Here is a 24209-nt window from a genome sequence, read left to right on the forward strand (position 1 = left end):
TTAACCGACGCTGTGTTCAAGACTAATGGCGAGGAGTTTCTGGGCTTCAACGGCAAATTCCAGCGGCAGTTCAGAGAACACATCCTTACAGAAGCCGTTAACGATCATCGAGATGGCGTCTTCTTCGCTAATCCCGCGCTGCAGGCAGTAGAAGAGCTGATCTTCCCCAATCCGCGACGTGGTCGCCTCGTGCTCCAGCTGGGCCGTGTTATTGCGACACTCGACGTACGGGAAGGTATGCGCCCCGCAGTCGGCACCGATCAGCATTGAATCACACTGGGTGAAGTTACGCGCATTGGTGGCCGTCGGCATGATTTTCACCAGCCCGCGATAGCTGTTCTGGCTATGCCCGGCGGAGATCCCCTTCGAGATAATCGTCGATTTGGTGTTTTTCCCAATGTGGATCATTTTGGTGCCGGTATCGGCCTGCTGATGCCCGCTGGTGAGCGCCACCGAGTAAAACTCGCCGATGGAGTTATCCCCGCGCAGGATGCAGCTCGGGTATTTCCAGGTGATGGCCGAGCCGGTTTCGGACTGGGTCCACGACATCTTGCTGTTTTCGCCTTCGCACAGCGCACGCTTGGTGACGAAGTTCAGGATACCGCCGGTATTGCCGTCGCCCGGGAACCAGTTTTGCACCGTCGAGTATTTCACCTCGGCGTCTTTATGGATGATGACCTCCACCACCGCCGCGTGCAGCTGATAGCTGTCGCGGACCGGGGCGGAGCACCCTTCTATATAGCTGACGTAGCTGCCTTCATCTGCGACCAGAATCGTGCGTTCGAACTGGCCGGTTTTTTCGGCATTAATACGGAAATAGGTGGAAAGCTCCATCGGACAGCGCACGCCTTTCGGCACATAGATAAAGGTACCGTCCGAGGCCACCGCCGCGTTAAGCGCCGCAAAGAAGTTATCGTTTGAAGGCACTACCGTCCCGATGTACTTTTTCACCAGTTCCGGATGATCGTGAATCGCTTCGCCGAAGGAGCAGAAAATGATCCCCTGCTCTGCCAGCTTCTCGCGATAGGTGGTGGCCACCGAGACCGAGTCAAAGATAGCGTCCACCGCCACCTCTTTCCCTTCGCGCACCGGTACGCCCAGCTGGTTAAAGGCCTCTTCCACCTCTTTGCTGAGGAAATTGTTCTCCGCGCCGGTTTGCTGCACCGCGCCGGGCTGCGAGGCGCAGGTATCATCACAGCTGCCGCAGGACGGCGCGGAGTAGTAGCTGTAATCCTGGTAGTTCAGCTTGTCATAATGCGCTTTCAGCCAGTGCGGCTCTTCCATCTCCAGCCAGGCGCGGTAGGCACTCAGGCGAAACTCCAGCATCCACTCGGGCTCGTTACGTTTCGCCGAAATCGCCCGCACGACATCCTCGTTGATGCCTTTTGCCAGCTCATCGGTCTGCAGCTGGGTGAAGAACCCCTCTTTATAGTTGAGGTGCCCGCCGCTCCAGGTATTTACTTCACTCGTTGCTTCAGTATTACGAGACATAGTTCCGCCTATACCCCAAAGCTTTCGCCGCAGCCGCATTCGTTCTGGGCTTTCGGGTTATGAAATTTGAATAACTGATTTAAGCCTTCGCGGACGTAGTCCACTTCGGTGCCATCGATAAAGGGCATGGCCTGCAGCGCGACGTACAATTTTGCGCCGTCGGTCTCGAACACCAGGTCATCTTTCTCGGGTTCGGTGACGGTATCAAGCACGTAACCGAAACCTGCGCAGCCGGTCTGTTTGACACCCAAACGCACACCAAGGATCTCGGGCTTTTTCGCCACCAGCTCTTGAATATGTGCCGCCGCCGCTGGCGTGAGCGTTAACCCGCGCCAGGCGAAATCGGCAGGATTAAAGGTTTCTGAATGCAGTTCCATAGGTCCACCTCATCTGATAAGCCATCAGGGCATAACACCATGTTAGTGATAACGATTATCACTTCAACCCTCTACCAGCAGGGGCATTCGGCTAAACCGCCCTTTTTGCCTACTTTTATTAAGCATAGACCCTGTGACAAGATGCAGGCAGGATGGATTTAATTGTTCAATGTATTGATTAATAATGCATTTCGTCGTGGGGTTTGTGTCGGAGAGGTGAAAAGTAAAATATGCATCGGAAATGCCTATTTTTGAGATAGATTTTGTATTTTCTATGAAATCAGGTGATTAAAGTAAAATCAGCATCTTACTGATAAAGCATATCAGGCTCTAAAGGACAACCTCGCACATTTATTCGCCCCAAAAACCCCCAGCAGATACAGGGGGCTAATAGTACTTACGGTTTAAAGGCCGCTTTCAGCAGCCGACTTCGCGCGCGCAATGGCTCCAGCGTTAAATATTGGATGTTCATAATTATCGGTTACATCACGGACCCTGTATATCTTCCATGTGCCAGATTCGCGCCGAACAAATACCTGAAGCTCTAACTTCTCTCCGTACTCCTTGCCAATCCATACGGGCAACATTTCGCCGCCCATAAAAGGTTGGGCGTTACCGACTGTGAGCGCCGATACCCATGAGGCATCATAGTCCTGCGCATAAGCGAAGTAATCAGATCCAATAAGGTCTTGTTCGGGTATCGACTCAATATCATCCAGCCTCTTGAGCGTGTCGGCAGAGATATATTCGCGCAACTCAGACGGCGAATAAGTATTGTCGCTGCTGGTTAGAGAAATTAGATAAGTAGAGTAAAAAGAATGTACTCGCATCGGCGCATTCTGATCCGGCTTAACTGAGCAAGCGGATAGCAAGCATGTGCATAACACTATTGCGGCTTTCATCAATTCATCCTGTAAATTTTGAAGGCCGGTTGAGCCGCGCGATACCCCGGGCCAGGGTACATGCTGTGCTGTCGGAAATCGGAGATCCATTGTGTCCCATCATACATGGTCATGTGACCACTGGAGTTTCCGCCCTGATAGGGTTGAATCACAGCGACATCACCGCTTAGCAAGGTTGAACCCGGCGGAACTTCACGAAATCCCGCTCGCAGTAATGATTGCCCATAATCTTTTGCGTTTAGCGTTCTCTCCAGCCGTATGCCGCCAGCCGCTATAGCCTCCCTGGTGAAGGTAGCACATTCATTATGGGAGCGACCGAGAGCGCGTGACCGGAGGTGTGAAACAGCAGCTTCTTTATTCCAACTCATTCTTAGTTCCTTTAAGTATGCAAAAAGGAAATTATTAAATTAACCACTGATGAATTGTGGGATTAAAAGTGCTGAAGTTTTTTTAATCGAAAAGAGCTGCTCGACGATATGACCGGGGTACTGATGCAATGCGTCTTCGAGATTACCCTTGCCGTATCGCCAGAAACAAAAAAAGGCCCTCAAGGCCTCTTACACTCAATGGTGGAATGAAACAGCAAAACCCTGCTCACGCCAGTGGTCGAGTTGTTCCTGCTGTCGAGGCGTTGGCGATTTCCCCGTCCAGACGAAGATTTTCTGCCCCGGGAAAAGCTCGGGACGCGGCGAATCAATCGGTTCTGCCAGGACATCAATGTGCCAGCCCTTCTGCGATAAGCGCGCGGCTTCAAGCCACAGATGGGTACGGTCATCACACTCCCAGCCAATCAGGAGCGCATCTTTACCGGTTTTTTTGCGGGACTCCGCCAGGCTTGCGATCGCGAATTCGATCAGGACCCCATCAAACAGGCTCGCCATGTGACGCACGGTATTCTGGTCCTGGTTCATCCGCTGACGAACGGGAGAAATAATATTGTCAATCAGGGCGTCTATCGGATGATCGCGGCGGAACTCACCGACTTTGGCGCGTAGCTTTGCCGGGCTGGCATAGCGCAGAACGGTCATCATCTCTTCCTGGAACGAGACCCAGTTACCCTGAGTCATAACTTCCTTGTTTTCCAGCAAGGCTTTTACTTTCCCGACCGAAACGCCGCTCTTCATCAGGCGTTTGATCTCTTCGATACGCAGGATATCTTCATCGTCAAACTGACGATGACCCCCTTCGCTGCGCTGCGGCTTCAACAATCCATAACGGCGCTGCCAGGCACGCAGCGTAACGGGGTTGATACCGCATCGTTCGGCCACTTCGCCGATACTGTAATAGGCCATTAACTCCCTCACGCTCAGAACTTCCATACCTAACTGCACCAACCTTATCAGATTGTACAAACCATTTGTATAACTAAGACCACATTTTGAACGGGTGAACGGCTTACGACGCCATTCACCTGTTAATACATTGTTGTATAAAATTTACCGTTCGTACAGTTACGTCTGTCCGATTGTGTACAGATTTATCAGAATTCGAACTTTTTCTCCGGCCACGCAATGGCTGGAATCCCGCCGTGCCGGGGGCTGGCAAAAAGATGCCCCTGGAACTGGGAAATCCCCGCAGATTCCAGCCACATCCATTCTTCCGCCCTCTCTACTCCCACCGCGCAGAACTGGATTTCAAGCGAGGAACAGCATTTGATGATGGCCTGAATAATGGCCTGTCGGGGGCCACTTTTATGCACGTTCGCGACCAAATCACGATTAATCTTAATTCTGTCAGGCTGGAAGTGGGCCAGCAGCTGCAGCCCGGCAAAACCGGCACCAAAGTGATCGATCGTCACGCTGATACCCGCGCTTTTTAACTGCCTGACTGAATCCGTGAATTCATCAAAACGGGAAATGGCTTCGCTCTCGGTGAACTCCACCACGATTTGTTCAGGAACAAAACCGTTTGCTTCAATCGCGGTGAGCAAAAAATTCACGGCGTTGGGAATATTAACCAGCGTCATAGGCAGCAGGTTAAGGGATAACGTCTGGTCCTGTAATCCCAGCGCGCTGGCCATGGAGAGCGCCACCTGCTTGCTTTGCAAATCAGAGGCGTACACTTCGTCAGGCGGAAGGCTGGCGAAATAGACCCCCGGCGAGTCGCCGGACGGGGTGCGGAGAAGCGCCTCCCAGGAGACGACCTGCTGCATAAATGGATCGACTATCGGCTGGAACGCAAAACTACAATCCGCCCCCTTCGCGACCACCTCAGGCTGCGCGGACAAGCGCGTTTCTTCGCGAACGAATTCCCATGAATCCGCAGGCGGCAGCTCAAAATAGTTCGCTTTTTCCGTGGCCTCGACAAAGGTGCGGAAAAACTGCAAAGGTCGGTCGTTGTAGGTCAGCTGATAACGTGTCGTCCCCTTATTGAGCACCTGCTGCAGCACCTCGTCTCTGTCGAAGTGGCGCAAATCAAAAAGCTCCATACCCACGTTGCCAAAACGCCGGACAGGCCCGTGATCGCGCATTAACTCGACCACGTTATGGTGGCGCGGGTCGTTGCAGATCTGCTCATAGATAGCCGAAACGTGCTCAACCGGCCCTTCCAGCAGTTGAAAAAAATGTGTGCCGTTAAACAGCAAGATCCCCGTGACATTGGATTGCCGATTTTTACGATTTGCAGCAGCGACCATTGCTTCCAGCGCTTTCACTGGAACGTCCTCGCAGATATGACTGCGGTAAATGATGGTTGTGAGCATGCTATTCCTGGGGGTTAGGGTTTTGGCCACGAAAGACGTGGGTAATGTTCATTTATAGCACATTAATTGCCAGACAAATAATTTACATCTCAACCATTTACGGCAGTTAATGAGACCTTGTAACTCGACTGTATAACTTACCAGCACATGCGCTTTTTGTACAATATATCCTGCACTTTACCCCCATCACAACGTCAACCCAACGCAATGAAAAATAAATGATTTATAAGATATATCGTAAAAAATCTAAAAAATTGTACATTTTAGATGTACAGATTTGGAAATTATGTATACCTTAAATGTAACGTTACTGATTACAAAATTTTACAGGAGCGAAACATGCAGCAGAAAAGTTACGTCGCAGATTCCGCAGCAGCTATCGCGCAGTACTTCGAAAAAGCCGCGCTTCCTACCCAGCAGGAAACGCTGGGCCAGGTGGTTGTTGAAATTCTCAGCGACGGGCGAAACCTTAATCGCAAATCGCTTTGTACAAAATTGCTGAGTCGCCTCGAAAAGGCCGACGGCCCGGAAGAGGAAGAGCATTACCACATGCTGCTTGGTCTGCTCTTCGAACGGTAAGGATATGAATAGCAGTAACGCAGACCGACTAATAGACCAGCTTATCGGTGAAGCCGTTCTCTCTCTTCTGAAAGAGCGGGGACCGGTGACAACTGAAGGCTTGCTACAGCGTCTGCGGGTCATGAAAGAACATGAAAAGGATCCCCAGCGGCGGGAGACACTTGCGGTGGTGATTGCCGAGATCGGCTCAAACAGCCCCGCCTTTACACGTCGCAGAACCGCGCAAGGACGAACGAAAAGAGAGGGATCTCTCAACGATAACCGAGACAATGTTGTGCCGTTATTTGGAAGTGGAAAACCGTCCGATCCCAAAAAAATACATTGACTGCAATTTAACAGCTACGGTGAGAACAAATGAGACAAAATATTCAGCTTCAACCCGAATACCACTCTGCTTTTTTAGACAGTGCGCTGGCGGAGTATTTCCGCCATGCAGGCGATCGTTTTGCTGAAGAGTCCGCTATTTTTTCTACTGCAGTACGCTGTGTTCTGGCCTCCGAAGGGCATCTGTCCAATAAGGCGATCATCCTCTGGCTCATTCAGACGCTGGAATCTACCAACGACGTGGTTCAGGCGGATGTGATTCGCAAGACGCTGGAAATCGTGGTGGGTTACACGATGGACGATCTCTGAGTTCCTGCTCGCCACGCCCCCCTAACGTGTCATCGTCAAAACTGACGATCGGCCTGACGATGACACGCGCCCTCCCCGCATAACGCCCTGTAATCCACGCAAAACCAACCTGGCACGGTTCCTGCTTATTTCCGCATACGGGACTGGGTTTCCAGTCAACTTTGCTTCATTTCTTAACAGGTCTGTTATTGATGAAAAAGATCGCCAGCGTCTGCCCGTACTGCGGTGCAGGCTGTAAATTGAACCTTGTCGTTGAAAATAACCGTATCATCCGTGCCGAAGCAGCAGCGGGAGTCACAAACCAGGGCACTTTATGTCTGAAAGGATTTTACGGCTGGGACTTCCTTAACGATACCCGTCTGCTCACCCCTCGCCTCACCCAGCCCATGATCCGCTATCGCAAAGGCGAAGCATTCACCCCCGTTACCTGGGAAGAGGCGATCCGCTATACCGCCCACAGGCTCAACAGTATTAAAGCGCAGCACGGGCCGCGGTCGATCATGACCACCGGCTCCTCGCGCGGCACCGGCAATGAAACCAACTATGTGATGCAAAAGTTTGCCCGCGCGGTGCTGAACACTAACAACGTGGACTGCTGTGCGCGCGTCTGTCATGGCCCGTCCGTCGCCGGTTTACAGGAAACGCTCGGTAACGGCGCGATGAGCAACTCGATTAACGATATTGAAAACTCAAAATGCCTGCTGGTCTTTGGCTATAACTGCGCGGACTCCCACCCTATCGTCGCCCGCCGCGTGCTGAAAGCGCGTGAAAACGGCGCAAAAATTATCGTCTGCGATCCGCGGCGTATTGAAACGGCGCGTATTGCCGACCAACATCTGCAGCTGAAAAATGGCAGCAACATGGCGCTGGTGAACGCCTTTGGCTATGTGCTGCTGGAAGAGGAGCTGTACGATAAAAGTTACGTGGCGCGCTTTACGGAGGGGCTTGAGGCCTACCGGCAAACGGTAAAAGACTATGCGCCGGAGCAGGTCGAACATCTTACCGGCATCCCCGCCCGTGACGTCCGCCAGGCAATGCGCACCTTCGCGGCGGCCCCTTCCGCCACGGTGATGTGGGGGATGGGCGTGACCCAGTTTGGACAGGCTGTGGATGTGGTCAAAGGGCTGTCCAGTCTGGCGCTGCTGACCGGGAATCTCGGTCGCCCTGCCGTCGGCGTCGGGCCGGTGCGCGGTCAGAACAACGTCCAGGGTGCCTGCGATATGGGCGTACTGCCGAATATGTTCCCCGGCTATCAGGATGTGACCGACCCGGCGGTCCGACAGAAGTTCGCCGACGCCTGGGGAATTGACGTCAATGCGATGGACGATCGCGTCGGGACACGCATTACCGAAGTGCCGCATCTGGCGCTGGAAGGCAAGGTCAAAGCCTATTACATAATGGGAGAAGATCCGCTCCAGACGGAAGCCGATCTCGGCCTGGTGCGCAGCGGTTTTGAAGCGCTCGATTTTGTCGTGGTTCAGGACATCTTTATGACCAAAACGGCAGAGGTGGCGGACGTTCTGCTCCCGGCTACCTCCTGGGGTGAACACGGCGGCGTCTTTACCTGTGCCGATCGCGGCTTCCAGCGTTTTGGCAAAGCCATTGAAGCCAGCGGCAATGTGAAGCGCGACTGGGAGATCATCAGCCTGCTCGCCACCGAGATGGGCTACCCGATGCATTATGACTCCAACCAGCAGATCTGGGACGAGATGCGCGCGCTGTGCCCGCTCTTCTACGGCGTGACGTATGAAAAAATGGGCGAGATGGGCCACGTGCAGTGGCCCTGCCCGACGCTGGATCACCCCGGTACGCCGTACCTGTACAAAGACAATCAGTTCGACACGCCGAGCGGTAAAGGGCAACTCTTTGCCGCACCGTGGCGCGCGCCGGCGGAAACCCCGGATGCGGATTTCCCGCTGGTGCTGTGTACGGTACGCGAGGTGGGGCACTACTCCTGCCGCTCCATGACCGGGAACTGCGCCGCACTGCAAAGCCTGGCCGACGAGCCGGGTCGGGTGCAAATGAACCCTGCCGATGCAGAAAAGCTGGGCATTACTGACGGGCAGCTGGTCTGGGTACGTTCACGTCGCGGGAAAGTGATTACCCGCGCCAGCATCAGCGAGCGTATCAACGCCGGGGCCGTCTATATGACCTATCAGTGGTGGATTGGCGCCTGCAACGAGCTAACCCAGGATAACCTCGATCCTATCTCCAAAACCCCGGAAACGAAGTACTGCGCGGTGCAACTGGAGGCGATTGAGGACCAGCGCTGGGCAGAGGATTATGCGGCGTCGGCGTATCAAAGTATGAAGACGCGGCTAATCAGTGCCGTCAACGTCTGAGAACATGCCGGGTAGCGGCGACGCCTGACCCTGCCTGCGTCCGGAATGTTGTAGGCAGGGTAAGCGAAGCGCCACCCGGCGTGAATAATCAGGGGGCTATAACCCGCGTCATCTCCCCCCAGGTCGCGGTGGCGGAAAACAGGGCAGATTTAACGGTCAGACATCGCGGTTACTTCACATTTATTGATATCCATGTCCAGACAGTCCCCAAAAAAATGAGGCGATCTCTCTTTCTCGGCCAGCCGATTAAGCAACATGATTAATTCATAATCAGTCCGCAGATCGAATTTTTGCATCAGCATATATTTGTGGGTGAATACCGTCTTATCGCTGATATTCAACTCGTGCGCGATCTCCATGACCGACAGTCCCTTATAAAAACTCACCATAATGCGGATCTGCTGTGGAGAGATTTTTCTATGATGACAGCCAGGACACGCATTTTTATGCCTGCGATAGCCGGATAATTGCGTTTTATACCAGGCAAAATAGATTATCTCCCTTATCTTCGATACTGATGCTCTTCGCGAAATTAAAATAATATCGTCAAAACATGACGGGGCGATTGCTTCCCGAGGCTCGTGATCCACCAGTCCTATCACGATCCCCTTTTTACGCGATTGTAGCTCCGGGATACAGGTGAACACCTCACCGACACACAGCGAGAGCACCACAATATCGGCGACGCTTACGCCGTCATGGGTAAAATGAGATGAAAACTGAACCTCTTCTCTGAAACCTCGCTGAAATAAATCAGCGAGAAAGACCTGTAAGCCATACTGAAACAGTAAATCAGACTCTTTTATCAGAATGTTCAGCATAAGTTAATCCGCTGCCACGAGTGAATTAACATGGCAACCAACCGTCACCCCTTTCAATAAAAAGTGAATGGCATGCACATTTACCTCCAGAACGTCTGCTTAACTAATTATATTGAATTGTCATCACGACAACGGCACTGATGCTTCCGGGCGTAACACCGCCTGAAGCGGATTTGACCCAGGCCTGCATCGGCATCGTGGCAGTGCTGTCAGCCGCAATAGCCTTTGTGATGCTGGAGCCCGTCCCTTTAAGCGAGCCGGTTGCGGCGTCGCTCATGGCGATGGCAACGCCGGTGGCCGAGCCGCTGTTCGTGTAGTAGTCCGCGCCTGCTACGGGATCCGGGTTACCTGCGAATGTCACCGTGACGCTGCGGGTTCCCAGCGGACAGCTTGTAAAGAGCAGATTGAACGCAACCGGGTCTGACGTGGATCCTGGCGTCGCCATATTGGAAGCCTGAATATTGCCGAGGTTAATATCCAGATTCGTATTCCCGCCATTAAATACGCAGGGCGACGCGACGATATTGCCCGTTACGCCGATATTGACCGCATCGACAGAAAACGCCTTCCAGCTCAGCAGGGCAAGCAGGAGCATTTTTTTGTGCGCCATTTTCATCTTCTCACCTGCTACTGGTAGGTAATATTTAGCGTGGCCGAGGCGTTGGCCGTTCCCGACTGAACGGTCCCCAGCGTTTGATAATAACGGGCCGTTAACGGGAGCGTCTCGACCCCGCCCGCGGACTGTTTTAAGAGCAGGCGGCTGTTCATGGCCAGCGGAGTACCGTTATAGAGGAGCTGAACGCCCACCCCTTTTGCCGTTCCAGGATTACCTTGCCCCGTCAGGGCCATCACGCTGGTATTGCCAATATCCGGGTTTTGAATGCCGCTTAACGTGACATTAATATTGGTCCCGGTGCTGCAGTTTAATCCGAGATTCTGCGTATTCTGCGCCCCTGCCGGCGACGTTCCCACGCCTGCGCTAAAGGAAGAGGCGGGTATATTGCCAATGGCGAAGGTTAACTGTGGCGTATTGATCGTACACGCCAGGGCATTGATCGTGCCGCTGGTCAACTGCGTTGTCAGGCCATCGCGATAAATAGCGTCGCTGCCCTGAAGGGTTACCACGCCGATGACGCCGGGCGTGAGCGCCCCGGATGAAACCGGCCCGGTCACCACCAGTTCAATTTTTCCGCCATACCAGTCGACGTAGGAGGTTTGCGCGTTGTATGAGAAGGTATTGCTCGGGTTATCAAAATAGTTGTTCGATGAAAATCGAATCCCAATCCCGCTGACGTTGGTATTGTAAACATGATTCCCATAGGTGCTGAGCGTGGCGCCGTTATACCGCATGCTAAAACCCAGCATTAATGGATTGCTGCAGCCGGTCAGATAGGACCCCGTATTTGACGCCGCACCGGAGAATATCACCGTTCCCACAGGCGCATCGCGCTGCACGGTGAGAGTGCCCACCGACAGCGAAGACGTTTGCGGCACGATCGTCGTGCACGTCCCGGCCCAGGCACCATTCCAGCCCGCCAATAAACAGAGCAACAGCAAAAATTTCATCGTTTTCATCTTAATGTTCCCGACGGCAAAGGGCGTTAACGAGTGTGACGCCACCATAGGTGGCCTGTTTCGGCAGGGTGAAATCCGCGCGACACTGCTGGCCGGACTGATTTCCCCACGCCACGATCAGCGTCCCCTGCTCGCTCATGCCGGTTAAATAGACTTGTCCGCGATCGCCGACGATAAAACTACTGTGACCGTCTCCGGCGAGCGTCACCATCGCCCCAAATGGAACGAATCGACCGTCGTCCATCAGGGTCATCAGCACCTTGCGCCCCACTTTAGAAAGGTAATCAGCCCTGACCACCGCGCCTCGCGTCGGCGTGACCGTACGCGTATTGATCTCCAGCTCCACGTCGTCAGGCATATTTTCCGGATCGAGCGTGAGGTCGTTTTTGCGGTACACGGAGAGGTTGCTCACCACCGTATAGCCCCGGAAGTCCGTTCGCATACCGGACTGGTTTCGAATATCCACCCCGTGGGCACCGGGCGCCTTAATCAGGGCATTGGTTTCCCCCAGCGGCTGGGAAAAGGTGATGCCGTCCGCGTGGGCCAGGATGCCCCCCTGCAGGCCGTAGTTCAGACGCTCGCTGTTCCTGTCGTAGCCATAGCCCGCCGTCACTTCGCCGTAGGTCCCTTTGTAATCCCCGTTCATGTTGCCGGTATATCCCACGCCGTCCGTGCCGTAGCCCTGCTGCACGTTCCAGTTAAGGGCGTTGTTTTCCAGGGCCACGCCGTTCATGCCCAGGCTGTGCGTAGTGCCGTTATTCTTGCTGGCGTTCATGCCATAGTTCGCCCACGTCTGCGGGAGGAATTTCTCCAGCGGCACGCTGACGTTAAATGCCAGAAGCTGGTCGTGGTCGTACGTTTTACTGCTCCCGGTGCCATAAGAGGCTGCGCTGGCGTTTTTGCTGTATGTCCAGGTCACGCCATAGCTGATGTTATGCCAGTAGTTGTTATACCCGACGCTCCAGGACGCCATCGATTTACCCGAATTCCAGTAGTCTTCCCGCGCGGCGCTGAGGGTCAGGGAACCTAAATCCCCGCCCAGCGTCTGGCTCATGGTCAATTCGGCGCGGTTACGCCGCCTGTCCTGCAGCGCGGTACTGTCTCCCCAGGAATCCAGCACTTCCTGCATCCCGTAGTAGCCGCTGGTCGAATAGCGATACCCCGCAATCGAGAAGTTCGTTCCGGTATCAATAACGTTCTTGCTGTACCGCGCGCGCCAGGACTGGCCATTGGTTTTGGCCGTGTTATCCGGTGTAGACCAGGCCTGGGTGACGTCGGTGGAGAGCGCACCAAAATCCCCCATGTTTTTACCCACCCCAACGGCGAGCGACCGATACTTGCCCGATCCCTGCACGCCGCCGTATAGCGTCAGGCCCTGCGGGAGACCATAAATACCGGTCAGTTGCCCGAAAGGCGTCTTTTCCACGCTGCTGTTATAGGCGCGATACTGGCCACCCGTGATGGCATACTTCAGACGCCCTTCGCGCTGCAGCACCGGCAGAGAGGCGTAAGGCAGAGTGAAATGCTGTTCGCTTCCATCCGCTTCTTTGATCGTTACATCCAGATCCCCGGCACCGCCCGTCGGGTACATGTCGGTTATCTCAAACGCCCCCGGGGCGACGTAGCTCTGGTAGATCTGATAGCCATTCTGGCGCACCACCACCTGCGCATTCGTGCGCGCAATACCGCGAACCACGGGCGCGTAGCCTTTCAGAGAATCCGGCAACATGTCATCGTCGGACGCCAGCTGGCCGCCGCGAAAAGGGATACTGTCAAACACGTCAGCCGGGGAAGAACTGTCGCCGAACGTCAGCTGCGCTTTCAGGGGAATAACGGCCCGCTGCGCATAGGTGTAAACGGTGTCCCATTTATCCTGACCCGACGCATCCCGGGACCAGGTGGTGTAGTTGCGCAGGCGCCAGGGCCCAATGTTTATCCCCGGACGCAGGTTGGCATACTGGCTGTCCGTTCTGTTAGCCCCTCCGGTCTTCGCCCAGGAGTTGGCCCCGCTCAGGCTGTAATTGAGCATGACGGCATTGATGCCCTCGTCCCACATCTCCGGTGGCACATAGCCACGCGCCGGTATATCAATAGCCGCCTGCGGAATACTGATAACCAGACGCTGCGCGTTGAACTGGAAATCCGTCGAGGCCAATGGAATGGCCTCAAGATCGGCACAGTCGCTTTTCGCTGAGGCCAGCTGTGGAAAGAGCGCTGTCTTAACGCCCCACTGTTTTAATTGTTCAATGCTCAGGCATGGCTGTAATACGTCATTTCCATCAGGCGATTTCGCTGCGGCAAAGGTAATATCCCGGGTCTCGATGAGCTGTTCGTCAAGAATAATATCAACATGGTACGTCCCCGGAGCCTGAGAGCCTGATTCAAATGCGGATAAATCGGCTTTCCCCATGCCTGGGTTATCCAGCTCAACCAGTTCAGTATTAAACGTTTCGCTGGCATAAAGCGTGGGAGAAGACCCCGTCATCGCCAGAGCGATGAGTGTCGCCAGGCGTCGTACTTTATGATGTTGTATTTTCATTGCGGATGACCTGAGTAATGCGGGTATTACCGTTTGCCAAAATCACAAACTGGCTTGATGCAACGTGCCGGGGCTTCCATAATCGTTGATAACTTTAAACGTCAGCGTATTTCCGCCGGTTCCATGAGGTAACGGGAATCGGGCCGACGCGCCGGGTAATACATACGAAACATCGTCCAGTTTTTTTCCGCCCACGGATATTTCATTAAAATTGATGACATAGGGAGTCGGATTCATTACCTGAATTTCATTCCCGATGCGTTGCCATGTTAATTTTTCGGCCTGATCTTCGGGCGTTGACGCGTGAAGATTTGCCGGACGATAAATTAACTTGATACGCGTTTTCACTGCAATTTGCAGTGAATTAGCCTGTTTCGTTGCAGAAGGAATGGCTTTTATATTGAGCCAGAATAAACTTTCTTGTTCCTGAGGGAGTGACCCGGCCATGATAATGCGTTCGATATTTTTCTGGCCACCATCCAGTCGATAAAGCGGAGGCGTAATGATAAAAGGCGCTTTATCTGTTTTCCCCTCCGGCACGTCAATCCACGACTGAATTAAAAAGGGCACGCTATCGGCATTGTCCACGCTAATGGATGCTTCTTTTTTTGCACCGTCGAAAATAATGCGCGTGCCGCCAATAATGACGCCAGCATTGGCCATTGAAAATGTCAGCAGTAACGCTGCCGCGGCCAGGCCGATTGTTGTGATAAAACGCATTGAATACCTCATAAAACAAAGGGGCCGGGTGGCCCCATACTGATTACTGCAAAAGACTTAGTTATAAACCACAGAGAAGTTAGCAACCGAGTTAGCCGGGCCCGCGGTCACTGATGCCGCAGTTGAAATATACTGAGCATAGAAATTGAGCGTATTATCAGCGGTGCTGCTCAGCACATAGGAATAGCTGTTGCTACCATGCAGCGGCAGATCGGCCTTATCGGCCGTCATCAGGTTGATGGCCACGCCCGTTGCTGCTCCCACAACGGAGGAGTCAATCGCCAGCAGGTTTGCGTCGGTTAAATCTGGCGTGCCGTCAAAACGCACCTTCGCGGAGGTAACGGTCACCGGGCAGTTTTTCAGTACGATATCGAACTGCGTCGCTGCGGTTCTGGAACCCGTTGTCGGAAATTCTGTTTTATAATAATCGCCGAGAACCACGACCTGATTCTGAGATGCCACATCTACATCGCAGGCATTATCCAAAATATTACCGTTAAAATTAACCGTACCTGCCGCCGCGAAAGCCTGAGTCATTGTCAATGCAGAGCCTGCCGTAAAGATGGCAACAATAATTTTCTTTTTCATAAAGCCATTTCCTGTATTACTTTATTTATTACTGATATTCAGGCAAAACAGACCATCCTCATTCTGCCATTCTTTTTTAGAGGCCATCAGAAACAAAAATATAGCTCTCATCGTGTCGAGTGTTTCAGATTTGTGTTTCTGTCGACGAGTCAAAATTTATACAATACTTTTCCACGAAACAATCTTTTTCCAGGTCTAGCTGTAGACTGGGGTTTAACAAATAATAAACATTTTGATTGCGTGTTTTATCGCCAGTCTACTTTTAGACCTTCACCGTTTAACGATAAAATTCATAACGTTAAGACGCTCAACACCTCAGGTCTATTATTAGACTTTTGAGTGTTATTCCCTGCTTCGCAGCTTTTTAAGATAATTCTCCATGTCGATTGGAAAACGATCGCATCCGTTGAAGTGAGGGATATTATGAACACGCGAATTGCAGCCGTATTAGACAATGAGAAATCGTCAGTTCTGGGATTAAAACCCTTAAGGCACATAGAGCGTATAATTGATAATGTCCTTCCTGGCGCAGAGAAAATCATTCTTTCGAAAAGTGAAGTCGTACAATATTACCGAAATGACGAACGCCAATGTTTTATGTTGTTACACGGCAGCGTGGCGCTGCACCGCCGCGGCGACGGCATTGTGTTAAATTCAGAATCAGCGCCTTTTATACTGGGTGTCAGCAGTCAGTTTTCATCGGAACATCTTTACGTCAGGGCCCTGGAGACAGCCGAACTAGCATGCGTACCGCTGGAAACGTTTAACAACGTGGTTGCACAGTACGATCTCTGGGAACACTTTTCTAAATTGCTGATCTACACCGCATCGCGGGTGTACGAGCACTGCGCGCAAATATCACAGATGTCCGCCTACGATATCATCCGCTTTCAGCTGGTTGAATTAATGCAGGAGCCTGAGGCAATTAGACAAAACATCACCGCAGCGGCCTATATCAAGAGCCGAACCTACCTTTCCCGCAGTGGGATTATGCGGATTCTGGCAGAACTGCGTACGGGGAAATACATTACCATGGACCGCGGCGTACTGATAGAAATTAACCATTTACCCCGGAAGTATTGAAAGCACAATAATATCTGGAGATAACGCGAGAGAAGAGCGAAACTATAAGCATAAGATTATCTTCCAGGTTTATGGCTATGTCCTCTAAAGATAAATCGTCTCGCGGCTCCCCTTACGCCCAGGAACTGATCGCGCATCTGGAGCCTTATTGCACCGTGCGTCGAACGGGCCGCGGTGAACGACTCAACCTTGAGGTTAACGGTCAGGGGATCTGTTATTTAATCCTGGAGGGTACGATTGCCATCTACCGCAGCAGCGATAGCATGATGCTTTCTACCGCCCGCAGCCCTGCCCTGTTTGGTCTTGCTAACCTGACGGACATCTATTTCAATGATTACCTCGTCACGGTGAGCCCTTGCCTGATTGGCAGTATCCCTACTGAACAGGTTGCTGACATTATTAAAGAAAAGGGGCTATGGGGACTGCTCTCTCAACAGCTCATGTTTGTCTATAGCCGTCTTTATAACAACGTGATGCCCCAGGGTGCCCCCACGGCGTATGAGATGATTCGCCAGCAGCTCGTTAAGCTGATGGAGGAAGACGAAGGCTATCGACGCAGCGTCACGGCGGAGCGATACATTCGGGAGAAAACCCAGCTCTCCCGCAGCGGCGTGATGCGCATTCTGGCGGATTTAAAAACCGGCGGATTTATCGAAATGGAAGAAGGCAGGCTCATCAAAATTAACAAGCTCCCCGCTAAATACTGAACGTCAGACACAAAAAAGGCCGCTCTTGCGGCCTTTTCAACATTACTCTCTCAATGGACGTGAACGCCCAACCGCCAGGCAAAGTAGATCTCTTCTTTCAGCTCATTCGAAGAGAGCGCCAGCAAATCTGTAAATTCCAGCTCAAGCTGTTTCAGCTTTTTCAGGTACTGCGCCGGGGACAGATTGCTCTTATCGCGACGTAAATATTCAATTGCCAGCTGTGTTGGGGTTATTTCAGTATCCATGATGTCCTCGCTTATGTACAAAACCTGACCAGTATATCACAACCCACTGACTAGTTTTTGACCAAAGGCAAAACATCTGAAAACTTTACACGACCGCTGTCGTCAGCCGCGACGAGCAGCACAGGCGATCCTGCTCGTCGAGAATGTCAATCTGCCATACCTGATGGCGGCTACCGGCGTGCAGCGCGCGGCAAACTCCGCGCACGCGCCCGCTGCGAACCGAGCGGATATGGTTAGCATTCACCTCAAGTCCGACCACCTTCTGCTCCCCTTCGGTACAGAGATATCCCGCCACCGAGCCCAGCGTTTCGGCCAGCACGACGGACGCCCCACCGTGCAATAAACCAAACGGCTGATGTGTGCGACGATCGACGGGCATGGTGGCCTCGATATCATCGTCGCCAATGCGGGTGAACTGGATATCCAGCAGCCCCACCATATTCCCCTCGCCCATCGCGTTCAGGGCCTGCAGCGTCACGGCACGTTTCCAGATCATCCAATTATCTCCAGTAAAGCCTGCAATGGGTGACGTACACCGTTACCTTCTACCCGTTTCACCTGGCTTCGACAGGAGTAGCCTGTCGCCAGACAGCGGTTTCGCGGCAAACGCTGCATCGCCTGATGCCAGGACAGCTCATAGATACCGAGCGAGTTGGCGTGGTTTTTCACTTCGTGCCCGTAAGTGCCGGCCATGCCGCAGCAGCCCACGCTGACGCTCTCCAGCTTCGCGCCGAAGCGGGCAAAAACGGAGGCCCACTGCGCGGGGGCACCCGGCAGCGCGGTGACTTCCGTGCAGTGTCCGAACAGATACCACGGTTCGCCGCTGACATCCTGTACAGCTTTGCCTTCCAGGGCCATCGGCAGCCACTCGTGCACCAGCATGACGTGGAAATCACCGCGCTTGTCGCCCAGCGTCTGCTTGTATTCATCGCGATAGCACAGCACCAGCGCCGGATCGACGCCGACCATCGGTATCCCGAGTTGCGCCACGCGGTTTAAGAAGTCAGCGGTTTTCTGCGCGGTCTTCGCAAAGCGCGTCAGGAAGCCTTTAATGTGCTGCGCCTTACCGTTGGGTGAGAACGGCAGGACCACCGGCTGATACCCCAGCTTTTCGGTCAGGCGGATGAAATCCGCCACCACCTGGGCATCGTAGTAGCTGGTAAACGGATCCTGCACCACCAGCACCACCTTCGCTTTTTGCTCAGGCGTGAGTGCCTCCAGCTGCTCCAGGGTCATGTTCGCCGAGCGATGCCCGACGAGCTGGCGCTGCAGAGACGGGACCGACAGCAGCGGCAGATCGACCATGCCGATATGTTTTTCGGAGAGCTTGCGCACCAGCGGCTGGTTGATAAAGAAGTTGAAGGTCTTCGGCGCGCGCGCCATCAGCGGCGCGTAGCTTTCCACCGTTGCCACCAGATGGTCGCGCACCGGACGCAGATAGCGCGTGTGGTAAAGCTGCAGGAAGCGCGAGCGGAATTCCGGCACGTCGATTTTAATCGGGCACTGGGTTGAACAGGCTTTACAGGCCAGACAGCCGGACATCGCCTCTTTCACCTCATGGGAGAAATCATACTCGCCCTTGTTGGCATGCCAGCTGTTGCGGGTGCGCTCAATCAGCGAGCGCAGGCTGGCCCGTTTTTCCGGAAGCTGCTGCTCAAGCCTGAGCGGGTCAACCCCGCGATCGGCCAGCAGACGCAGCCATTCACGCACCAGCGTCGCCCGCCCCTTTGGCGAGTGGATACGGTTGCTGGTGATTTTCATCGACGGACACATCGGGCTTTTCACATCAAAGTTAAAGCACAGGCCGTTGCCGTTACACTCCATCGCGCCGCGCCAGGAGGTGCGCACCGCAATCGGGATCTGTCTGTCGTAGGTACCGCGCTTGACGGCATCCACCTGCAGCATTGGCGCGTCCACGCCTTCAGGCGGGCAGATTTTGCCCGGGTTGAGGCGGTTATGCGGGTCAAACGCCGCTTTCACCTTGCGCAGCTCCGCATAGAGCTGTTCGCCGAAGAATGCCGGGCTGTATTCCGCGCGGAATCCTTTCCCGTGCTCTCCCCAGAGCAGACCGCCGTATTTGGCGGTTAAGGCCACCACATCGTCGGAGATCTGCTTCATCAGGATCTCCTGCTGCGGGTCGCACATATCCAGCGCCGGGCGCACGTGCAGTACCCCGGCATCGACGTGGCCGAACATGCCGTAGCTCAGGCCGTGGCTGTCCAGCAGGGCGCGAAACTCGACGATATAATCCGCCAGATGCTCAGGCGGCACGCAGGTATCTTCGGCAAAGGGAATCGGCTTCGCCGCCCCTTTCGCATTGCCGAGCAGACCCACGGCTTTTTTACGCATCGCATAGATACGCTCAATCCCGGCCAGATCGTTACAAAGCTGCCAGCCGATCACGCCGCCTTCGCCCTGCGCAATCAGCTCATCCAGCCGCTGGCAAAGCGTGGCGACCTGGCTCTCAATCAGCGCCGCATCGTCACCGGCGAACTCCACGATATTGAGGCCGAGCATCTCTTTATCCGGCACGTCGGTAATGAGATCGCTGACGGAGTGCCAGACAATATCTTCCCGGGCCAGGTTGAGCACTTTGGAGTCAACCGTTTCCACCGACAGCGCTTTCGCTTCCACCATAAACGGCGCATTGCGCAGCGCGGAATCGAAGGAGTCATATTTGACGTTCACCAGCCGACGCACCTTCGGCAAGCGGGTGATATCCAGCCGCGCCTCGGTGATAAACGCCAGCGTCCCTTCAGAGCCGGTGAGCACGCGGGTTAAATCAAACTGGGTCAGATCGTCGTTAAAGACGTGACGCAGGTCGTACCCGGTCAGGAAGCGGTTCAGTTTGGGGAACTTATCGAGAATAAGCTGGCGGTTGTCGCGGCAGCGCTCCAGCACGGTACGATAGATGCGTCCGCTGGCCGTGTTATCTTTGCCCAGCGTTTCCGCCAGTTCGACCGGCATCGGCTGCGTATCGAGAATATCGCCGCCCAGCAGAACGGCACGCACGCCCAGCACGTGATCGGAGGTTTTGCCGTAGACCAGCGAGCCCTGACCGGAAGCATCCGTGTTGATCATCCCGCCGAGGGTCGCGCGGTTACTGGTGGAAAGCTCCGGGGCAAAAAAGTAGCCGTAAGGCTTGAGATACTGATTAAGCTGATCTTTGATAACGCCCGCTTCGACCCGCACCCACCCCTCTTCAGGGTTGATCTCAATGATGCGGTTCATATAGCGCGACATATCAACAATGATGCCCTGGTTCAGCGCCTGACCATTGGTGCCGGTGCCGCCGCCGCGCGGCGTAAAGACCAGCGAGGCAAAGCGCTCCTGCGTGGCCAGCCGGGCGATAAGCGCGACGTCGGCCGTTGAACGAGGGAAAACCACGGCATCGGGAAGAAGCTGGTAAATACTGTTATCGGTCGCCATCGTCAGCCTGTCGGCATAGTTCGTGGCGGTATCACCTGTAAAACCCTGTTGCTCCAGTGCTTGCAAAAAATTAAGCACCAGCTGAACGACGCCAGGTGCCTGAGAAATCTGTGGGATCATGACTGTCGACCCTAATAAGAGTAATGTGAAATCGTTTGCGTTGTGTCCGGAAAGTTTTATCACATTTTTTTCTTATGTGCTTCGCAGAATTACGGGCAAAATCCGCCTGTCAAAAACCGCTGAGATCATTAATGATTAGAGAGACGCGGTTTTCCGTTCCCGCCAGTGGTACTGGCGTTCTTTTAAGGAAAGTTTCATTTATGGTCAATCTTCGCCAGCCCAGGGATGTTGCGCAAATTTTGCTGTCGGTGCTGTTCCTGGCCCTCATGATTATTGCGTGTCTGTGGATTGTTCAACCCTTTATTCTTGGCTTCGCCTGGGCCGCGACCGTGGTCGTGGCCACGTGGCCTCTGCTGCTGCGTTTGCAGAAGCTGCTGTTCGGCCGCCGCGGGTTAGCGGTGCTGGTCATGACGCTCCTGCTGTTCCTGCTGTTTATTATTCCGATTGCCCTGCTGGTGAATAGTCTGGTGGATTCCAGTGGCCCCGTTATTCGCGCTATTAGCAGCGGTGACCTGACGCTGCCGGATCTCGCCTGGCTGAACAGCATTCCGGTGGTGGGCGCCAAGCTCTACAGCGGCTGGCATAGCTTGCTGGAGATGGGCGGCAGCGCGCTGATGGCAAAAGTCCGCCCGTACATTGGCACGACCACGACCTGGTTTGTCGGTCAGGCGGCACATATCGGCCGGTTTATGATGCACTGTACCCTGATGCTGCTCTTCAGCGCCCTGCTCTACTGGCGCGGCGAGCAGGTGGCTTTAGGCGTTCGTCACTTTGCCACCCGCCTGGCGGGCAAACGCGGTGACGCAGCGGTGCTGCTGGCCGCACAGGCCGTGCGCGCGGTTGCGCTGGGCGTGGTGGTCACCGCGCTGGTGCAGGCGGTGCTGGGCGGTATCGGTCTGGCGATTTCCGGCGTACCGTACGCCACCATATTTACCGTTGTCATGCTGATGACCTGTCTTGCGCAACTGGGGCCGCTGCTGGTGCTGGTTCCCTGCATTATCTGGCTGTACTGGACGGGTGACACCACGTGGGGAACGGTGCTGCTGGTCTGGAGCTGCGTGGTCGGCACCATGGATAACGTCATTCGTCCGATCCTCATCCGTATGGGTGCTGACCTGCCGCTGATCCTGATCCTCTCCGGGGTCATTGGCGGCTTAATCGCCTTCGGTATGATTGGCCTGTTTATCGGCCCGGTACTGCTCGCCGTCACCTGGCGTCTGTTCTCCGCCTGGGTGCATGAAATTCCACCTCCGGGAACAGACCCGGACGTGATTTTGAGCGAACTGGAAGAGCTGGAAGAGAAGAACACGCAGTAAGCCGTGCTGCCGGGTGGTACGTGCCACCCGGCGATACTAGCGCCTGATCAGCAGGCTGAAGCGTGGTGAGTTCAGCTCTTTTTCTGCTAACACGTTTAAAAATTCAATAAGCTCAAGATCATTGCGTAAATTGAATTTATGCCTAACCAGATATTTATGAGAAAAAATCGTTTTAGTGCTAATGCCAAGATAGCTGGATATCCACTTCACCGTTTTACCCTGGTAAATATGGGCCATAATGCGCAATTGACGATTAGACATCTGACGATTTTTGCACCACAGGCAGGAAGGATAAGCTAAAGGGGTCGGCGACATTCGCCACTTTTTCCAGACGGTATCAATTTTATCTGTCCATTCCTCCATTGAGCTGTGCCGGTTAATGTAGACGATATCAGCGAAACACGATGGCGACTGTTCGTGAGTTTCCTTTTCATCAACAAGACCGATAATAATCCCCTTCGTTCGCACCCGCAGTTCAGGAAAACAGGTGTACCGCTCACCTTTACGAAATGAGAGAACGATGACCTCGGCAAGGGCAATATTCTCCTGGCTATAATCAGGCAGGAACGTTACGGCCTTGTTAAAGCGGCGCGCAAAAAAATCAGTAAAAAAAGCCTGCATACCGAGGATAAAAAGTGAATCAGTCTCTTTTATCAAAATATTAATCATTGCCCACCGACATATAGCGTAATGAATACCGCTCTTCTGGCCACATAAACCCCTGTAAATAATGACAACCGGCGCTGGCCGCGGTCTTAAAATGCAGACTGTTTTCTACCCCTTCGACCAGAACGGATTTTACCCGCGACATGCACCATGCAATGAACGCCGGGAAGACCTCCGGTTCGTGCGCAGTGTAATGCAGTACGCTTTTATCGATTTTCACACCATCAAAAAGCGCCAGTTTATTCTGCAGGCTGGGAAGATGTTCTGGCAATAAATCATCAATCCAGACTTCCGCACCGGCAGACTGAATTTTATCCTTATTCTGATAAAGGCTTTCTCGCTCTGAGGCGGAAAGGGAAACCAGTGCCTGAGGGTCCTGAATTTCGATGACAATACCCGGACGTAATAATCTGGCGATACGCTCCACCACCCGAGGCTGGCTAAGCAGCCGGGCAGAGATATTGAAATAGTAGCGCCGTCTGTTCTTCATATTGGCAACGATGAGCAGCTGCCAGCAAAGAATATTCAGGATGACGTCATCCGGCTGTGACGAAAAATAACGTTCATGCTGTAAATCCTGATGCAGTAAGCTAAGAACTTCCCACGCATGAATGGTGTTATCCGCCAGGGAGTAAATAGGCTGAAAGCGTATTCCGCGCACCGCGCTCTCGGGCGGCAAACGATAAGACATATAGCATCCTGTAGCGTTGTTGACTGGTCAGGTATTATTGCCAGGTAACATCGAGGTTCATTACCAGCACATAGGCGGTGCGATCTGAATTAAGCCCACCGCCATGCTGGTTGCGAAAACCGGGTTCATAAAATGAACGTATTGGGCTACTGATAAGTGAATGTTGCCGTTACGACGGCACTAATTGTACCTGGCGTAACCCCACCATTTTGTGTATAGGCCCTTGTCCGGAGATTATAGGTATAGGCATTATTGGCGATGGTCCCAGTAAAGGATTTCCCGTCGCCAAACTGATCGCCTCCTGAACCCTGAAGCTGCACTGCTACATTGCTGGCAGAACCCGTATTTTTATACATGTCTGCAGGATTATCAGGATCTGGCGTACCATGAAATTGTATAGTGGCTTTGGTGGTTCCCGCCGGGCAATTAACCAGCCCAATAGTAAACGGTATCCAGCTTGTTGACGCCCCCGCCGTTTGCAGCGTGGAGGCCTGAATAGGCGAGCCGCCGCCCAGATCAATCGTTTTAGTCACGCTATCACTGCTGATTTCACACGGTGAGGCAATAATATTTCCGGTGATATTCAGGGTCACAGGGTCGCCCGCCAGAGCTGAGCAACTCAGTAATGCACCGGTCATGATTGCGCTGACGTTAAATGTATTTTTTATATTCATTTTTATTACT

The 24209-nt window shown here is 53.5% G+C and carries 25 protein-coding genes; 7 read left to right on the forward strand and 18 right to left on the reverse strand.

Translation table 11 applies throughout. From position 1 onward, the window contains the following. The 6 genes from sufB to CWR52_RS02760 form a co-directional block, all read right to left on the reverse strand. The gene (gene sufB, locus CWR52_RS02730; protein WP_104948775.1) at nucleotides 1-1491 is read right to left on the reverse strand and encodes a Fe-S cluster assembly protein SufB; all 1491 of its coding nucleotides are present in this window, start codon (nucleotides 1489-1491) and stop codon (nucleotides 1-3) included. 8 nt (nucleotides 1492-1499) lie between these two features. Continuing rightward, nucleotides 1500-1868: a Fe-S cluster assembly scaffold SufA gene (gene sufA, locus CWR52_RS02735; protein WP_104948776.1), complete on the reverse strand. Its 369-nt coding sequence runs from the start codon at nucleotides 1866-1868 to the stop codon at nucleotides 1500-1502. 404 nt (nucleotides 1869-2272) lie between these two features. Beyond that, nucleotides 2273-2770 carry a YbjP/YqhG family protein gene (locus CWR52_RS02745; RefSeq protein ID WP_104948777.1) on the reverse strand — a complete coding sequence of 166 codons (498 nt, stop codon included), beginning with the start codon at nucleotides 2768-2770 and terminating at the stop codon, nucleotides 2273-2275. Next, nucleotides 2770-3138, reverse strand: a complete 369-nt coding sequence (locus CWR52_RS23385) for an NlpC/P60 family protein (protein ID WP_104948778.1) — start codon at nucleotides 3136-3138, stop codon at nucleotides 2770-2772. Before CWR52_RS23385 ends, CWR52_RS02745 begins: the two co-directional genes overlap by 1 nt. Before the next feature lie 195 nt (nucleotides 3139-3333). Then, entirely contained in the window at nucleotides 3334-4062 is a 729-nt protein-coding gene (locus CWR52_RS02755) for a MerR family transcriptional regulator (RefSeq protein WP_104948779.1), read from the reverse strand. A gap of 188 nt (nucleotides 4063-4250) precedes the next feature. Continuing rightward, a complete protein-coding gene (locus tag CWR52_RS02760) occupies nucleotides 4251-5471 on the reverse strand; it encodes a diguanylate phosphodiesterase (RefSeq protein WP_104948780.1) in 1221 nt (406 codons plus the stop codon). A 339-nt stretch (nucleotides 5472-5810) separates the two neighbouring features. Here CWR52_RS02760 and ycgZ point away from each other — a divergent pair, with 339 nt between their 5' ends. The 4 genes from ycgZ to fdhF all read left to right on the forward strand — a co-directional run bounded on the left by ycgZ (nucleotide 5811) and on the right by fdhF (nucleotide 9025). Then, complete coding sequence (ycgZ, locus tag CWR52_RS02765; RefSeq protein ID WP_104948781.1) at nucleotides 5811-6050, forward strand: regulatory protein YcgZ; 240 nt, start codon at nucleotides 5811-5813, stop codon at nucleotides 6048-6050. Nucleotides 6051-6054: 4 nt separating this feature from the next. Continuing rightward, nucleotides 6055-6375: a hypothetical protein gene (locus CWR52_RS02770; RefSeq protein ID WP_104948782.1), complete on the forward strand. Its 321-nt coding sequence runs from the start codon at nucleotides 6055-6057 to the stop codon at nucleotides 6373-6375. Nucleotides 6376-6404: 29 nt separating this feature from the next. Next, nucleotides 6405-6683 carry a biofilm/acid-resistance regulator YmgB/AriR gene (locus CWR52_RS02775; RefSeq protein ID WP_008500635.1) on the forward strand — a complete coding sequence of 93 codons (279 nt, stop codon included), beginning with the start codon at nucleotides 6405-6407 and terminating at the stop codon, nucleotides 6681-6683. Between the two features lie 191 nt (nucleotides 6684-6874). Continuing rightward, entirely contained in the window at nucleotides 6875-9025 is a 2151-nt protein-coding gene (gene fdhF, locus CWR52_RS02780; protein ID WP_104948783.1) for a formate dehydrogenase subunit alpha, read from the forward strand. A 149-nt stretch (nucleotides 9026-9174) separates the two neighbouring features. Here fdhF and CWR52_RS02785 read toward each other — a convergent pair whose 3' ends face one another. The 6 genes from CWR52_RS02785 to CWR52_RS02810 all read right to left on the reverse strand — a co-directional run bounded on the left by CWR52_RS02785 (nucleotide 9175) and on the right by CWR52_RS02810 (nucleotide 15268). Next, nucleotides 9175-9846 carry a helix-turn-helix transcriptional regulator gene (locus tag CWR52_RS02785; RefSeq protein WP_104948784.1) on the reverse strand — a complete coding sequence of 224 codons (672 nt, stop codon included), beginning with the start codon at nucleotides 9844-9846 and terminating at the stop codon, nucleotides 9175-9177. 103 nt (nucleotides 9847-9949) lie between these two features. Further along, on the reverse strand, nucleotides 9950-10462 hold the full coding sequence (locus tag CWR52_RS02790) for a fimbrial protein (RefSeq protein ID WP_104948785.1): 513 nt from the start codon (nucleotides 10460-10462) through the stop codon (nucleotides 9950-9952). 11 nt (nucleotides 10463-10473) lie between these two features. Beyond that, on the reverse strand, nucleotides 10474-11421 hold the full coding sequence (locus tag CWR52_RS02795; RefSeq protein ID WP_104948786.1) for a fimbrial protein: 948 nt from the start codon (nucleotides 11419-11421) through the stop codon (nucleotides 10474-10476). A 1-nt stretch (nucleotide 11422) separates the two neighbouring features. After that, nucleotides 11423-13960, reverse strand: coding sequence for a fimbria/pilus outer membrane usher protein (locus CWR52_RS02800; protein WP_104948787.1), 2538 nt, complete (start codon nucleotides 13958-13960; stop codon nucleotides 11423-11425). Nucleotides 13961-14002: 42 nt separating this feature from the next. Beyond that, on the reverse strand, nucleotides 14003-14680 hold the full coding sequence (locus CWR52_RS02805) for a fimbrial biogenesis chaperone (RefSeq protein WP_104948788.1): 678 nt from the start codon (nucleotides 14678-14680) through the stop codon (nucleotides 14003-14005). Between the two features lie 57 nt (nucleotides 14681-14737). Further along, the gene (locus CWR52_RS02810; protein WP_045910287.1) at nucleotides 14738-15268 is read right to left on the reverse strand and encodes a fimbrial protein; all 531 of its coding nucleotides are present in this window, start codon (nucleotides 15266-15268) and stop codon (nucleotides 14738-14740) included. A gap of 423 nt (nucleotides 15269-15691) precedes the next feature. On the opposite strand from CWR52_RS02810, the gene CWR52_RS02815 reads away from it, so the two are divergent. Beyond that, a complete protein-coding gene (locus tag CWR52_RS02815) occupies nucleotides 15692-16351 on the forward strand; it encodes a winged helix-turn-helix transcriptional regulator (RefSeq protein WP_104950879.1) in 660 nt (219 codons plus the stop codon). Nucleotides 16352-16428: 77 nt separating this feature from the next. Further along, the gene (locus tag CWR52_RS02820) at nucleotides 16429-17058 is read left to right on the forward strand and encodes a helix-turn-helix domain-containing protein (protein WP_104948789.1); all 630 of its coding nucleotides are present in this window, start codon (nucleotides 16429-16431) and stop codon (nucleotides 17056-17058) included. A gap of 50 nt (nucleotides 17059-17108) precedes the next feature. On the opposite strand, the gene CWR52_RS02825 is transcribed toward CWR52_RS02820, so the two are convergent. The 3 genes from CWR52_RS02825 to ydiJ all read right to left on the reverse strand — a co-directional run bounded on the left by CWR52_RS02825 (nucleotide 17109) and on the right by ydiJ (nucleotide 20852). Then, nucleotides 17109-17303, reverse strand: a complete 195-nt coding sequence (locus CWR52_RS02825) for a YdiH family protein (RefSeq protein WP_003857766.1) — start codon at nucleotides 17301-17303, stop codon at nucleotides 17109-17111. An 85-nt stretch (nucleotides 17304-17388) separates the two neighbouring features. Further along, nucleotides 17389-17799, reverse strand: a complete 411-nt coding sequence (menI, locus tag CWR52_RS02830; RefSeq protein WP_021241102.1) for a 1,4-dihydroxy-2-naphthoyl-CoA hydrolase — start codon at nucleotides 17797-17799, stop codon at nucleotides 17389-17391. Then, nucleotides 17796-20852, reverse strand: a complete 3057-nt coding sequence (gene ydiJ, locus CWR52_RS02835) for a D-2-hydroxyglutarate dehydrogenase YdiJ (RefSeq protein ID WP_104948790.1) — start codon at nucleotides 20850-20852, stop codon at nucleotides 17796-17798. The genes menI and ydiJ overlap by 4 nt, the downstream gene beginning before the upstream one ends. 200 nt (nucleotides 20853-21052) lie before the next feature. Here ydiJ and ydiK point away from each other — a divergent pair, with 200 nt between their 5' ends. Continuing rightward, on the forward strand, nucleotides 21053-22168 hold the full coding sequence (gene ydiK, locus CWR52_RS02840) for an AI-2E family transporter YdiK (RefSeq protein WP_104948791.1): 1116 nt from the start codon (nucleotides 21053-21055) through the stop codon (nucleotides 22166-22168). A 36-nt stretch (nucleotides 22169-22204) separates the two neighbouring features. On the opposite strand, the gene CWR52_RS02845 is transcribed toward ydiK, so the two are convergent. The 3 genes from CWR52_RS02845 to CWR52_RS02855 form a co-directional block, all read right to left on the reverse strand. Further along, nucleotides 22205-22837, reverse strand: coding sequence for a helix-turn-helix transcriptional regulator (locus tag CWR52_RS02845; RefSeq protein WP_104948792.1), 633 nt, complete (start codon nucleotides 22835-22837; stop codon nucleotides 22205-22207). Next, nucleotides 22830-23525 (reverse strand): EAL domain-containing protein, encoded by a 696-nt coding sequence (locus tag CWR52_RS02850; RefSeq protein WP_104948793.1) that lies wholly within the window; start codon nucleotides 23523-23525, stop codon nucleotides 22830-22832. The genes CWR52_RS02845 and CWR52_RS02850 overlap by 8 nt, the downstream gene beginning before the upstream one ends. Before the next feature lie 146 nt (nucleotides 23526-23671). Beyond that, the gene (locus tag CWR52_RS02855) at nucleotides 23672-24193 is read right to left on the reverse strand and encodes a fimbrial protein (protein WP_422653406.1); all 522 of its coding nucleotides are present in this window, start codon (nucleotides 24191-24193) and stop codon (nucleotides 23672-23674) included. Nucleotides 24194-24209: the final 16 nt, after the last annotated feature.

It is taken from the genome of Enterobacter sp. SGAir0187 (genome assembly GCF_002952735.2).
In the GTDB taxonomy this organism is placed as follows: domain Bacteria; phylum Pseudomonadota; class Gammaproteobacteria; order Enterobacterales; family Enterobacteriaceae; genus Enterobacter; species Enterobacter quasiroggenkampii.